Annotated in this window: 9 protein-coding genes and 1 pseudogene; 1 reads left to right on the forward strand and 9 read right to left on the reverse strand. The window is 66.7% G+C overall.

Going from position 1 to position 13747, the window contains the following annotated elements:
* Positions 1-110: pseudogene (locus KBA48_RS17575) on the forward strand (IS5/IS1182 family transposase); the annotation flags it as partial.
* Positions 111-298: 188 nt separating this feature from the next.
* On the opposite strand, the gene KBA48_RS17580 reads toward KBA48_RS17575, so the two are convergent.
* From KBA48_RS17580 to KBA48_RS17620, 9 genes are read right to left on the reverse strand one after another with little or no spacing between them, the layout of a single operon-like run.
* Positions 299-1216, reverse strand: a complete 918-nt coding sequence (locus tag KBA48_RS17580; RefSeq protein ID WP_292908712.1) for a hypothetical protein — start codon at positions 1214-1216, stop codon at positions 299-301.
* A gap of 10 nt (positions 1217-1226) precedes the next feature.
* Entirely contained in the window at positions 1227-1862 is a 636-nt protein-coding gene (locus KBA48_RS17585) for a CDP-alcohol phosphatidyltransferase family protein (RefSeq protein WP_292908714.1), read from the reverse strand.
* Between the two features lie 5 nt (positions 1863-1867).
* Positions 1868-2452 carry a CDP-archaeol synthase gene (locus tag KBA48_RS17590; RefSeq protein WP_292908716.1) on the reverse strand — a complete coding sequence of 195 codons (585 nt, stop codon included), beginning with the start codon at positions 2450-2452 and terminating at the stop codon, positions 1868-1870.
* Positions 2440-3297 (reverse strand): archaetidylserine decarboxylase, encoded by an 858-nt coding sequence (gene asd, locus KBA48_RS17595; protein ID WP_292908718.1) that lies wholly within the window; start codon positions 3295-3297, stop codon positions 2440-2442. The genes KBA48_RS17590 and asd overlap by 13 nt, the downstream gene beginning before the upstream one ends.
* Complete coding sequence (locus KBA48_RS17600; protein WP_292908720.1) at positions 3294-6002, reverse strand: PEP/pyruvate-binding domain-containing protein; 2709 nt, start codon at positions 6000-6002, stop codon at positions 3294-3296. The genes asd and KBA48_RS17600 overlap by 4 nt, the downstream gene beginning before the upstream one ends.
* On the reverse strand, positions 6003-6974 hold the full coding sequence (locus KBA48_RS17605) for a UbiA family prenyltransferase (RefSeq protein ID WP_292908722.1): 972 nt from the start codon (positions 6972-6974) through the stop codon (positions 6003-6005).
* Between the two features lie 18 nt (positions 6975-6992).
* Positions 6993-8168, reverse strand: coding sequence for a hypothetical protein (locus KBA48_RS17610; protein ID WP_292908724.1), 1176 nt, complete (start codon positions 8166-8168; stop codon positions 6993-6995).
* A complete protein-coding gene (locus KBA48_RS17615) occupies positions 8165-10771 on the reverse strand; it encodes a PEP/pyruvate-binding domain-containing protein (RefSeq protein ID WP_292908726.1) in 2607 nt (868 codons plus the stop codon). Before KBA48_RS17615 ends, KBA48_RS17610 begins: the two co-directional genes overlap by 4 nt.
* 18 nt (positions 10772-10789) lie before the next feature.
* Positions 10790-13714: an aminotransferase class III-fold pyridoxal phosphate-dependent enzyme gene (locus KBA48_RS17620; RefSeq protein WP_292908728.1), complete on the reverse strand. Its 2925-nt coding sequence runs from the start codon at positions 13712-13714 to the stop codon at positions 10790-10792.
* Between the last annotated feature and the right edge of the window lie 33 nt (positions 13715-13747).

A 13747-nucleotide genomic window follows, 5' to 3' on the forward strand; every position in this document is an offset into this window, starting at 1 on the left:
TCTTCTGCAAACTCAAGGAGTTCAAGCGCATCGCCATGAGAGCTTGCAAAACAGACAAAAGCTTTGAAGCCATGATCTATCTCGCCGCTGCTGTCATCAATTCGCGCTGAATCCCCACAGACCCTAGGCCATAGATCGGACAATTGAGTGGGAATGAGGGGCATGTAATCCGGGGCCGTTCTTTGGGCCTCGGCGACTTTCCCGCATGGTACTTGATGCCGGCCTCTCGTCCTGGGTTCGGGAGAAGGTTTCCTGACCGGTGTCGGCATCCCCGACAGGGGACTGCCGGCGCATCGGGTCAGATGCTGGCGAGGGCGGCTGCCAGTCCGACCAGACCCAGGGAGACGCCGCCATAGACCTCGCTGGCGGGGCGCAACAGTCTGGAACTGGCGCTGGCATGCCGCGCGGTTGCAACAAAGCGCAGCAGTATCAGGGCCAGGACCCCGGCCAGGGCGACGCTGCCCCAGGCCACGATGCGGGGCAGGTCGAGTTCGACCGCCAGGGTCACTGACAGCGCCGCATGCAGGCCAAGCAAGGTCAGGACGGCGGCGATGCAGGCGCGATGGCCGATCATGATCGAATAGGTCTGGTATCCGGCCTGTTCCTCCTGCGGGGTGCGGGTCTTGCGGGCGATTTCCCAGATATAGCCCGGCAGGCTGACCCAAACGACCAGCAGCCAGTGTAACAGGCTGAACAGGGGCAATCCCGCCGGGCGCACCACCAAGGCCAGCAGATAGAAGGCCCCGAACAGACTGACCGGTGCGTGGGTCAGGAAGGCCAGCAGGCGATTATTGCCAATCAGCCCCGGCAGGTAGAACCATTTCCCCATCAGGAAGGCGAAGGCGAACATCGCCAGGAATTCCGGCAACGCCGCCGGCCAGCACAGGTTCAGCACCACCATCAGGGCCACGCACAGGTGCCGCAGCCAGACCAGATCGTCGAAGCCGACCCGTCCGGATGGCAGCGGGCGCAGCGGAAAGAAACGGCGGTCGGTTTCGGCGTCCTTGAACTCGTCACACAGCCGGTAATACAGCATGATCAGCAAATAGGTCACCGCCCCCACCCAGAAGGTGGCGTCGATGGTCAGCACCGGCAGACCGTGGAGCGCCCGTGCGGGCCAGAACACCGTCAGCGTGCTCAGCACCGCCACACCGATGCGTGAGACGGGCGGAAACATTTCCGTCAGATAGATCCACCATCGAAGCAGCCGTCCCATGGGGGCCTCCCTACGCGGCCAGACAGAAAAATGTGGCACTGGTTGCACCGATCGCGCCCAGCATCAGACCCGGATGATGTGGTTTCCAGTAATCGGCGCGGTGCAGCATCAGCGCGGCGTACACCAGCAGGACCAAGCCCAGCACCGGCCGCGCCAGGTCCGGTCCCGCCAACCCGTGCAGCGGGTAATACCCGGCGGCGACAAAGGCGGCCCAGAAGACCGGCATGCCCAGATAGGCCAGTTTCCCGGACCGGTCGGCTGTCTGCACCTCGATATTGCCGATGCTGTTGAAAACCGACAGGCGGATCAGGCCGGCGGCGATGAAGATCGCCAGGATGGCCAGCGCCCAGGGGGTGTCGAAACCCATGAGATGGAACCAGGCGGCCGGCGTGATCAGGTAGATGAACACATCGATGAAACTGTCCAGATAGCGCCCGAAATCCCGCGCCATGCCATGGCGCCGGGCCAGGACCCCGTCGAAGGCATCGCACAGCACCGCCAGAAACAGCAGGCCCAGTGCCAGTTCGACCTGACGATGGGCAATGGCCAGCAAGGACTTCAAGGCCAGCAGCAGCCCGCCCAGTGTGACGGCATCCACCCAATTCAGACGGACGATGAAGCGGCTCTTCGGTGGCGGTGACGGCATGGGTTTCATAGCGGTGCCGCCCGCAATTTGCACAGGAACAACAGATAGTTCACCGCCAGATGCAGCAGGGTGAAGGCCACCACCCCCGTCAGCACGAAGGTGATGGTCATGCGGCTGAAGGGAAAGAGCAGCAGCAGGCAGCCGAAAACGGAATCCGCCTGATCCAGAAGGATGTGGGGCAGGGCCCCCGCCTGCCCGGGCCGGATGTTGCGCCGGCGTTTCAGAAAGCTGTTAGGCAGTTCGAACAGGCTGTAGCCCAGGCCGTACAGGATTCCGTAGAACGGTGCCCCGTGGGTGGAGAAATCCAGGACGGCATAGGGCGCCAGGCCCGGCGCCAGGGCCAACAGCCCCATCAGCGTGTAGCATCCCAGGATGCTGAACAGGATCATGCAGACCAGACCGCGCCAGGTCTTGTTGTCGCCGAAGATCCGGGCGCCCCGCCAACTGCGGCCGCCATCCAGCGGGCGGGCCAGCCAGGGCCACAGGCCCCAGCGCACCACCAGCATGTGCGCGCTGCCCGCGATCACAGCCGGCAGAGCGCATAGCAACAGGGCTATGAACAGGTCCGGTGGAGCGGTCAGGGGCGCCATAGCGTTTCTCCTACCCGGATGCGGGGAGATTCCGGATCGTCCGGCCGGATCGTGGTCAGGTCGGGGGAGGCGAAGACGAGGATGACGGTCGATCCCATCTCAAAACAGCCAAGTTCCGCGCCCTTGGCCACCGTCACCGGTGGGACGAAGGTTTGTGACGGTCCGGATGCCTCGCGATGGTCGGTCAGCAGGGCACCCAGGCGCGGGTCCAGCATGATGCGTGCCCGGCCGATAAGGGTGGCACCCACGGCGATCAGGTAGAACGGCCCCTGGGCGCTGTCAGCGCGCAGCACCAGACGCTCGTTGCGGCAATAGACGCGGTCGCAGGTGGCGATGGCCTCGCGATTGGTGGTCAGCAGATCGCCCGGCAGACGGTGGATGCGGCTCACACGCATGTCGCAGGGCGCGTGAAAACGGTGATAGTCGGCCGGCGACAGGTAGATCGTCGCATAGTGCCCGTCCTGCCAGCCCACGGTTTCGCCCAGCAAGTCGTCCAGGGCGTAATGCCGTCCCTTCACCTGCATCATCAGGCCATGATCCAGCCGGCCCCGGGCGCAGAGATAGCCATCGGCCGGGGCGACGATGCCCTCGGCCAGGGGTCTGGCTCCGGGCTTCAGCGGCCGGGTGAAGAAGGCGTTGAAATTGGCGATGGGGCCGGGGCCCAGATCAAAATCCTCGGTCCGGATGCCGAAGCTGCGGCAATAGGCGCGGATGATGCGGGCAAGCAGCCATTGTGGCAGGCGGTTCGTGTCCGCCAGATATCCGAACCAGCGCGCCACGCTGCGCTGGTCGGCGAAGCGCTGGAACCAGGGTCGGGTGACCAGATGGTTGATGGTGCCGATCATGCCGCCGTCTCGCTTGCCGTGATGACGGAGGGGGTGACCAGCCGCTCGACCGTACCGGTACCGCCATCCAGCCGCACATGGCCGCCGTCACGCAGCCAGCTTGTTGCCCCCTTGACGCCGACCACGGTGGGAATGCCCAACTCGCGCCCGATGATGGCGGTATGCGACAGCAGCGATCCCTTTTCGGCGATGATGCCGGCCGCCTGCGTCATCAGGAACACCCAGCCCGGGTCGGTCATGCGGGTGACCAGGATCTGCCCGCTGACCCGCTGGCTGAGTTCGGGGGCGTCAAGCGCCAGGGTTGCCGCCTCCACCATCCCGCGCGACACACCCAGGCCCTGGCGCCGCACGGGACCGTCATCCCCGTCCTCATGACCGGCCCTGGCATAGTGGCGCAGGTCGGGTTCCTGTCCCGGTGGAAAGATCAGCCGGTCCGGCATGTCCTGATAGGCCGACTGCGCCGCCGCCTCGCGCCGTCGCACCGTCACCAGGGCGCGGCGGTCGCCGTGGTTTGCGTCGCGGGCGAAGGCGCGCAGTTCATCAAGGCGCAGGGTGAAGACATCGTCGGGATTGTCCAGCAGCCCGGCGGCCTGCATGCGCCGGCCCAGCGCGTGGAACATCTCCTTCACGGTACCGAAGGCACGGGCGCGGTTGATGCGCATGGCCTCGCGGTCCCGCACGGCCTGCCGCGCCCGGGTCAGCAGCCGGCCCATGATCCAGCGGCGCAGCGGGCGGCGACGCAGGGCCTTGTCCAGACGTCCCTCGGCGGCCGTGCGAATGGCCCGCTGTCGCTCGCGAAGGCTGTCCGCATCGTGCGGACTGGCCAACTGGTTCTGCATCAGGCTGGCCAGAAGGTCGGGCCGCATGCGCAGGGTCGGCCGCTCCAGCTTCAGTTCCTCCAGCGTGCGGTCGCCGAATTCCCGCAGATAATCAGCCCAGGCATCCCGGAATTCGGGCGGCACCGCCGCGTCCCCCTGATTGATACGGGCCGCAACCTCGGCGGCGGGGCGTGTGAACAGGGATTGCAGCGCCGGATCGGCCTTGATGCGGCGCTTCAGGGACAGCAGGGCCAGGAAGGGCGCTTCCGATGCCAGCCCCTCGATGCCGCACAACAGATCGTTGCCCAGTTCCGCATCGGCGCCGGGCAGGGTGGCCAGTTGCCGGCGCAGCAGATCATGGAATTTCATGGCGAAATAATCATTGACGATGGTGGGGGCCCAGGCCGCGAACAGGCTGGCGGACCGCTGCTCGAAAAAGCTCCAGATCGCCGCCGTCTCCTGGCGGTCGATATCGTCGACGAAACGCCGCAGGCCGTGCAATTCCGCCTGGAACACAGATGCCAGACGGTGATTGTTGCGCCGATACCCCACCACCAGACGCAGCAGGCGCAGGCCGGAACGGATCTGCACCGCAATCCCCGGCCGGGTTATGGGCCAGGGAAGGCTGGCCAGACCCAGAAAATCCTGCCAGGCACGCTGGCTGGCAACGCTGGTCAGGACCTGGGTCATGATGCGTCGGGCATTGTCCAGGCGGTAATAGACACGGCCGTTCAGATGCGCCAGCAGGTTCTCAAACACCTCCGCATGGCGTGCGATCCAGCCGGCCGGGATGCCGAAGGCGCGGGCCGCCCCGGCAAAGACGTGGCGATAGGCGAGGCGGGCAAAGTCAAAGCCCAGCGGCAGGGTCACGCCGGGATAGGATTCGATGATGTTGGCATTGTCCAGAATGACCCAGTCGGCGGACGCCGCCATGTCCAGCGTGGTGATGGGGCGGGCTTGCAGCAGGAACAGCGTCCCTGTGGCATCGAAGGCGAATTCGATATCCTGCGGGCATCCCTGACGGCGTTCCAGGTCCAGCGCCAGATCGGCCAGCCGCCGCACCTCCTCATCGCTCAGCACGGCGGCGGCGCGCTGCTCGCCCGTGACGGGAACGGCCCGCAGGCCCCAGGGGGCAGCGGGATCGGGGTCCAGTCGTGTATCCTTCACCGTCACGGCGCGATGGATGCGCCGGCTGTCGCGGGCGATGAAATAATGGTCGCTGTCGGCCCGGTCCGCCACGACGCCTTCACCCAGGCCATAAGCGGCGGCCACCACGATCTCGTTCAGGTTGCCGCCGGTATTCATGCTGAACACCACGCCGGCACGGGCCGCCGGCACCATTTGCTGCACCACCACGGCGATGCCTTCCTCCTGGGCGGCCAACCCGCGACGGTGCCGGTAATGCAGAGTCCGGGCGCCGTAGAGCGAGGCGATGCAGGCACGCATACGTTCCAGCAGGTCGGCCTCGCCCACATGCAGATAGGTGTCCAACTGCCCGGCGAAGCTGTCCTTGCCGCCATCCTCGGTCATGGCGGAACTGCGCACCGCACAACGGTATCCCGGCCCGAACCGGTCCCGGCATCGGGCCAGGGTGTCCGCCGCCAGGGCGGGGTCCATCGGATGGTCCAGGATCCAGCCGCCGATGGTTTTCGCGGCATCCTCGCACTGCGCCGGATCGTCCAGGTCGGTCGCCTTCAGGCGGGCGGCGATACGATCGCTGAGCGGTTCCAGCCAGGAGGCCACCGCGGTGGCGGGCAGCACCAGGAAGGGCGGAACGGGCAGGCCCCAATCGACCAGACGCAGCAGGGAAAGGCCCTTGCCGCCGCACGCCGTGTGCATTGCCCTGTCGGCCTGCAACGCCTCCCGGTCGTGAAGTCGCCAGGTCATTTACAGGCTCCAGCCGAAAAGAATGACGGTGCGCTGCGTGAAAAGCTGCACAAGGAACAGGCCGAACATCAGCCCCGCCGCCGTCTCCGTGGCTGTGCGGATGTGATTGTTGGCGGCGGTGGGCCGCACGATGAAACGGATGCAAACGGCGGCATGGCCCAGCGCCGCCAGCCCGATAGCCCAGAAGGTCCATGTGGCAAAGTCCAGGGCCAGCACCAGACGCATCAGCAGCCCCGCCGTCAACGCCATGAAGATCAGCGGCATCAGGCAGGCGCGGCGCGGTCCCAGCAGGCTGGAATAGGTCACATAGGCGGTTTCCTGCTCCGGCGCGCGGATCTTGCGTGAGGTTTCCCAGGCGCTGACGGGGAAAAAGAAGGCGAACAGCGGCAGCAGCCATTGGGCATCCAGCGCCGGGGGTGGCGCGCCCGTCAGGGCATGCAAGGCATTGGCGATGACATAGGCGTTGACGAACAGACCCAGCGGCTGATGGGTGGTGAAGGACAGCAGCAGGTTGCTGCGGTGGCGCTCTTCCAGGAAGAACCACTTGAAGGACAGCCAGGCGAAGATGTGCATGGCAAGGAAGGGCCAGACCAGCCACCCCTCCCGCAGGTTGAGTGCCAGGCCCAGCCCCATGGACACGGCCCCCAGGGTTATCAGATCGACCGCATGCACGGCCCCCCGGGGAAAGGGACGGTGGGGAAACAGGACCCGGTCCAGTTCCCTGTCCTTGAACTCGTCATAGATCCGCATGGTCAGGCTCATGCCGAAATAGGCGATGAAGCCCGTGACCGCGACCGGCCCGATGACCAGGGAGGTTGCACCGGCCTGTGCCTGCAGGCAGCCATAGAGGCCCAGGAAAGAGGCCAGCAGCAGCGGCAGATGCTTGCCGAGGGGGAACATCTCCCGCAGATAGATCCAGAGGCGGTAGGGCATGACGGCAGACGGCAAGGTGGCAGGGTCGGCGGCAGACATCGGCTTCTCCGGTCTGGATCAGGTCAGCAGGCGTTCGTACAGGGTGTATTCGCGACGTGCGGTGGCCCAGGGGCGGGTGAAGGCGATGTTGGGCGAGCCGTCGCGCAGCAGCGCCACGATGACGCGGCGATAGCGGGGCTGGTCGAAGATCCGCAGCGAACCATGGTGATAGATCGCCTGGCCCAGGGCCAGCGGCCGGCCAAGGCGGCGGCGGCCCAGCAGGGCAGCCTGCCTGATTTCACGATAAGGCACGCCGATCTGGTAGGCCGTGGCCACCGAGCCCCGTCGCGCATGGCGCAGGAAGCGCAGCCGGTCCAGCCAGACACCCGGCCCGCTTGTATGGCCCCGCATGGCGCGCAAGGCGGCGTCCAGATCCTTCAGTACGATGCTGAACCCGACGCGGGTCCCGGCCGGATCCAGGACGAAGCAACTGGCATCGCGATCCACCAGCAGCGGCAGACGGGCGTAATGATCGCGGAAGCGTTCCCATGACAGCGTGACGAAGCCCGGCATCTGACCATAGCTGGCGTTGATCAGGGTCCAGGTATGGTGCAGCGCTTCCTCGGTGCCGCAGGTGTTATAGTCCGCGAAGCGGTATCCCAGGGCCTTGGCGTCGGCATAATCAGTGGCGGCTGCCGCCGCGGCAGCAGCCGCTGCCGACAGGTCCATGTCATGACTTTCCCAGCGATGCAGCGGCGCGAAGCCCAGCGCGTCGAAATGACCGCCGTAATAGGCGGGGTTGCGCGGTTCCCCGATGAAGGGCGGCAGATCGAAGCCGCCGGTCTGGCAGCGATAGCTGTTGAAGATCGAGAAATCCATGGGGGCCAGCACCCGCGTCGCCCCTTGTGCTGTCAGCCATTCCACCCCGGCATCGATCAGCAGCCGGGCGATGTCCGGATCATCCTCCGCCTCATACAGGCCCAGGCACGCCTCTCCCCGGTCCGGCCCGCCGGTGGGATGCATCGCGGCGATGCGTCCGGCCACCGGGCCATCGGCGCCATCGCGCACCATCCAGGTCGCCACCGCCTGATCCGTCAGCCAGGGATTGCTGGCGGGTTCCAGCAGGGCCAGTTCCTGGGCCAGGGGACGCGGCAGGTGCCGGGTGTTGCGCGCATTCATGGCGGTGCCGAACGCGGCAAAGGCATTGCGCGCGGCGCTGTCGGCAAGGTCGATGCGTTCCAGCCGCAGGCTCATGCCGCTGCCTCCATCGCCACCGGATCGGGCAGGGGGGTGATCACGCCCGTGCCGCCATCCAGCCGCACCCGCATGCCGGTGCGCAGGTGCTGGCGCGCACCCGGAACGGCCAGCACGGCGGGAATGCCATATTCCCGCGATACCACCGCCCCGTGCGACAGAACCCCGCCCGTTTCCGTGATCAGGCCGGCGATACGGGCGAATAACGGTGTCCAGGCCGGGTCGGTATAGGCCGTCACCAGGATCTCGCCGTCGCGTACCTGGCCCGCCTGGTCGATGCTGTCCAACACGCGCAAGGGGGCTTCCACCACGCCGGGTGAACAGACAATGCCGCGCAGACTATGCGCATCCGTCGCGGCCACCGTGGCGGATGCGCCGGATCGCGGCATGATCTCGTTGGGACGGGGATAGTTGCGGAAGCTGCGATGATAATCCCGGTTGCGGCCCAGTTGCGTCAGCAGGGTGGCGATACGGGCTTCCTGTCCCACGCTGGCGAAGGATCGGGCCAGGGCGATCACCTCCGGGAATGCCAGATGCATGACGGCGTCGGATGCGTCGATCAGGCCGGCGGCGTGCAGGCGCCGCCCCAGCGCCAGCGCCGCGACCCGGACCAGCCGGTACATACGCGTGGAACGTTCCCGCATCTGTTCCCGCAGGGCCAGCATGGCGCGATGGGTGACCAGTTCACGGCGCAGATCGGCCGCGTCGATGCCGGCCAGCGCCGTGCGGTAACGGTTCAGGCTGCGCTCCTCCTGTCGTTCCGGGGCGTCCGCGTCATCGCGGGCCAGCAGCAACAGCAGATTCTGGAACACCGGCAGCGGGTCCTCGTCCCAGCAAGGCACCAGCAGGTCCAGTTCCCGCAGGCTGCGATGGCGGTGGGCGTGGATGAAGGGGCGCAACTCGTCCTCGCCCGGATAGGGCTCTCCCGCCAGATGGCGGCGGCACAGTTCCACAGCCCCCAGGATGCGGGCCGCTGCGGCATCGTCCGGCCGGCTGCGCAGCCGGCGGCTGACGCGCCACAGGTCACGCACCGGGGTCAGATGGGGAACGCCGCTCAACCCCCCGGCCAGCGCCAGATAATCATGTTCGGCCCGCCCGCGCCGCCGCTGGCGGTGGTTATGCTTGCCCAGCGTCTCGCGAAACAGGGTCGCCATGTTGGCATTGTCATAGATGGTGGTGAAGTACCGCGCCTCGCAGGTGTAATGATGGCGGGACATCACGGCGTCGATATGGGTGGCCAGGCCCGTGGCATCCAACCCGTCGGGGTCGACCGCCTCCAGCCCCGTCAGCAGGGTGTCCAGGTCGGCAAGCGTGGCGCTCGCCGTCTTCAGCCGGCGCCGCACGGACCAGCGGATGCCGAACAAGACGCGCAGGCCCGTCACCAAGGTGCGCGGGGTGACGGGTGTCCGGATCGCGTCGCCCCGGCTGGAGGGTGCGATACCCAGGTCGGCGTCGAACGCGCGTTCCTCGAAGCCGGGGATACGCCGTAAACCATCCTTGACCGCGCTCAGGTTCCAATAGGGAAAGCCGCAGCGCAGCAGGGTCCAGGGGCGCGGCGTGGAGCGCGCCCGCCGGGGCCGGGCCAGCAACCCGACACTGCCCAGATAGGCCGGCATGCTGGTTTCAAGCACGGTCTTGTACAGGGACCAGATCAGGGCACAGGGGATATGGGCCGCGACCCCGCCATCCTTCAGGTCGGCATTGGTCCATTGGTCCGTCAGGTCGTGATGGATGGCGGCGATGGCCCGGCTTTGCAGCACATGGAACCGGTCGCGGTACCAGGCCCATTCGATATCCTGCGGCCGGCCATAATGTGCCTGGATGGCCAATGCCAGCGCACCCAGCGTGCGGACCTGATCGTCACTCAAGGGGGGCGTCTCTTCCGCCATCCGTTCGCGGGTCAGGTGGTCTTCCATCCAGTCATAGCGCCAGGCACTGGGATTGCGTTCCCCCTGTACCAGGCTGTCGCCCAGCCCGGGCACCGCCTCGATCAGCATTTCAGTGTCGTTGCCGCGCACCGGATCGACGGTGAACACCACACCGGCACAGTCCGCCGGTACCATGCCCTGGATCAGGCAGGCGGGCTGAAGCTCGGCCACCGACAGCCCGCGTTGACGGCAGTAATCGCGGACCCGTGGGGCAAAGGCGGAGGCCCAGCAGGTGCGTATCGCCCGGCACAGATCGTCGATGCCCCGGACATTCAGCACCGTTTCATACAGGCCGGCAAAGGAACTGCCGTCCAGATCCTCCAGCGTTGCGGAGGATCGCACCGCCAGCGCCCCGAACCCCTCGGCGTTCAAGGTGCCATGCACCACGGTCAGTGCCGCCACCAGGGTATCGGGCAACGGCATGGCCAGAATGGCCGCGCGCAGGGCGGCGCCGTCATCATCCGTTCGGCCGGCGGCGAAATCGGCCAGCAGCGCCGGCAGGGTGCCGCCGGCCGAACGGATGGCGGCCTGGAAGGTCCAGGTGGGCAGGGCATGCGCCGCCGGAACGGCGAAACCGGCCTGGCGCAGTTCGGCCAGATGGCGGGTCTTGCCGCCGACCACCACCCCATGCGCGGGGCAGATATCGTCCAGGGACAGGGTGGATGGCTCGTGCATGGCGGGACCGATGGCCTTTTAGAAGATGCGGGTCTGTTTGCGGTGGCCCAGGTGAAAACCGTGCTTGTCGCCCAGGGCGCCCATCGCATCGACCTGATAGGGCTGGATGTTCCCGTAGGAACAACTGGGATGCCCTGCTTCCAGACCCAGCAGGATGGTTTCCGACAGGCAGGCATAGGCCATGCCCGTGGCCAGGCGCATGCCTTTGACCGGCATGGATTCCGCGTGGGGCAGGGCGACTTCGCCGCCCAGCAGCACGGTGATGTCCTGATCATTGTCGAACAGGTCGTCACGGCAATTTGCCGGGACCGAGATGTCGCAAACGATGGCGCCCGGCTTGCAATGCTCCGGACCCAGGAAGGGCTCCGGGGCGTTGGTGGCCACCACCAGCAGGTCGCAACCGCGTAGCGCGTCCAGCCGGTCAACCACGGCCAGCGGCGGCGTCGCGCCGCTCTCCCGCCAGTATTGGCTGAAGCGTGGCCAGGGGCGGTCCACCGCGTCAGGGCCGATCATGCCGGACGCTGTCGCCACGGCCCGTTCAAACCCGCTGCATGGCGTGCCACCGGCGGCCAGTTCGCCCAGGGTCTGGGTCAGCACGGTGACGGCCGCCCGCTCCGCCTTGCGCACGCCGCGCGCATGGTCGCCGCCATACAGCAGCAGCCGGCCGGCGTGGCGGGTGAAACATTGGGCATAGGCGGTGCAGATATTGCCACCGGCGCCGATGATGCCAACGGTGAGATGGCGGGTGTCCCAGCCACGCTCGTGCGCCGTGGTCAGCACGGCCTGCACGCCCATATGGACGGTAAAGCTGTTTCCGGTGGTGATGGTGGTCCGTGCATCCGGCACGGTCTGACCGTTTTTGGTCAGGATGGAGGTGTACTGGCCCAGGCCCACGACGGTGCAGCCGAACTCGTTGCGCAGGGTGGCGACGCCGCGATGGCACAACGCCTGGAAGCGGCTTTCATCCTGGTCCAGCAGGGCGCGGCGGATCATGCCGGATGTCACGGGAATACCGGCGAACACCACGCTGGTCTGACCGCCCCGCGCCGAGGTGATGGCCCGCCGCCCCAGCACGATGGGTTCGATGACCGGCAGCATCCGTGCCAGCAGGTCTTCCAGCGTGTCCGCATCCAGCAATGCCAGCGACGGGTCGGCAATCCGCAGGTGGGCGGCGTCGATATAGTGGGTCAGGAAACCGACCCGACGCATGCCGTCGGGCAGCGGTTCCAGCGGGATTTCACCCTGGCGGTAGTCGCCCAGGGGCCGCAGGCCGCGCATCTGCTCGGGCAGCGCGAATTCGATCAGCTTATAGATATCCTCGTTGGCCAGGATACCGCACATCTGGTCGAAGGCGGCCAGCAGACGGTCGATCTCCGCAAGCTTGAGATAGGCGGAAGGCTGGATGCGGATCACGGCCGACGCACCCAGCGCCGGCGCGATCCGGATGCGATGTTCATGCAGCAGATAACCCGCCAGCACGTATCCCATGTAACCGCTGCGCGCCAGCAGTTGCAGGCCGTAGCTCTGGCGCAGTTTCATGTCGGCAAAGGCGATGCCCAGCATCAGCCCCTCGCCCCGCACCTCGCGGATCACCTCGGGATAGCGAGCCCTCAGCGCTTCGAAGCCGGCTTTCAGGCGCCCGCCGCGTAACTGCACCGCGTCACCCAAATGGCGGGCGATGTCCAGCGCCTTGCGGGCAATGCCGCAGGACGGGTCATCCTCCACATTGGTGGAGGTATGCAACAGGCCGAAGCGTGGCAGATAGTGTTCACGGGTGACGGCGCAGGCGGAAATCTTGGCCAGGCCGCCGCCCAGCGACTTGCCCAGCAGATAATAGTCGGCGATCAGGCCCATGTGGGTTGACGCCAGCAGCGCGCCGGTGCGGTAGAACCCGCTCTGGATTTCATCCACCACGACCGGCACCCCGGCGGCGCGGGCCTGGGCTGCCAGCGCCACGGCGGCATCAGATGGGACCGGAATGACCCCGGCCTCCCCCTGGATGGGTTCGATGAACAGGGCAGCGTAGGCGTTGAAGGTTTCGTCGCGACAGGTGACCCGTCCATCGGCGACGGTGCCGGGCATGACCAGCGTGTAGGCGCCGTCGGCGACCAGACCTGCCGCCGCGTCCGGGTCCGCCTGCAGACGCTGCCAATCGAAGAAGGTGGTTTCCGGGGCGCCGCGCAGGAACGGGTCACGGAACAGCGGCTTAAAGGTCAGGGACAGCGCCCCCATGGTCTTGCCGTGAAAGGCGCCCTGTGCTGCCAGGAATCGGGGGGCGGCCTTGGCCAAGGCATCGGCATTGCGGGTGCGAACTGCCGCGCTGAAGGCGTCGAACCCGGCATGGGCGCGGCCGTCCAGGATCAGTTCCAACGGCGTGCCCTGGCGTCTGGCATCGATATCGGCGGCGCGGATACGTGCCAGACGTTGTTCCACCTGTTCGGTGAAGGTGTTCAGGCGGGCAATCTGGACCATGCGTGCATGTTTGACGGCGGCCTCCACCGCTTCGGCGCCGGAATTGCCCAGGGTGATCACAAAATGGCGCCCGGTGGCGGCATGCAACTCCTCGTCCAGGTCCTGGCACAGCAGGCCCGCCTCACCCCGGATCGACATCTGGGCGTGGGTCGGCACTTCCTGGTTCAACTGGGAAATCGCCAGCCGGCGCAGTTCCGGATGGTTGTGTCCCAGGATCAGCGACCCGTACCCCCCCGCCAGGTCCAGAACCCTGACCTCGCTTCCCTTCTCGTCGCGGTAACAGAGATAGTCGCCGAAGGCCCGGCTATAGGGCTTGTCCAGCCCCAGGATGCGCAGCAGCTCCGCCGCCCGGGGGCGGGTATGGTCGGCATAGCCGCGCACTGCGGCCGCATCGCCAGCGGGAGCGTCTTCGTTAAAGCCACCCTGATCCGCGGACAGATCCGGGGCGCCGGCCAGAAAGGGGGTGTCCATGAGCGTTTCCATAGGGGGTTGGCCTCGCATCGG

Origin of the sequence: Niveispirillum sp. (genome assembly GCF_017996735.1) — a bacterium.
Classification (GTDB): Bacteria; Pseudomonadota; Alphaproteobacteria; order Azospirillales; family Azospirillaceae; genus Niveispirillum.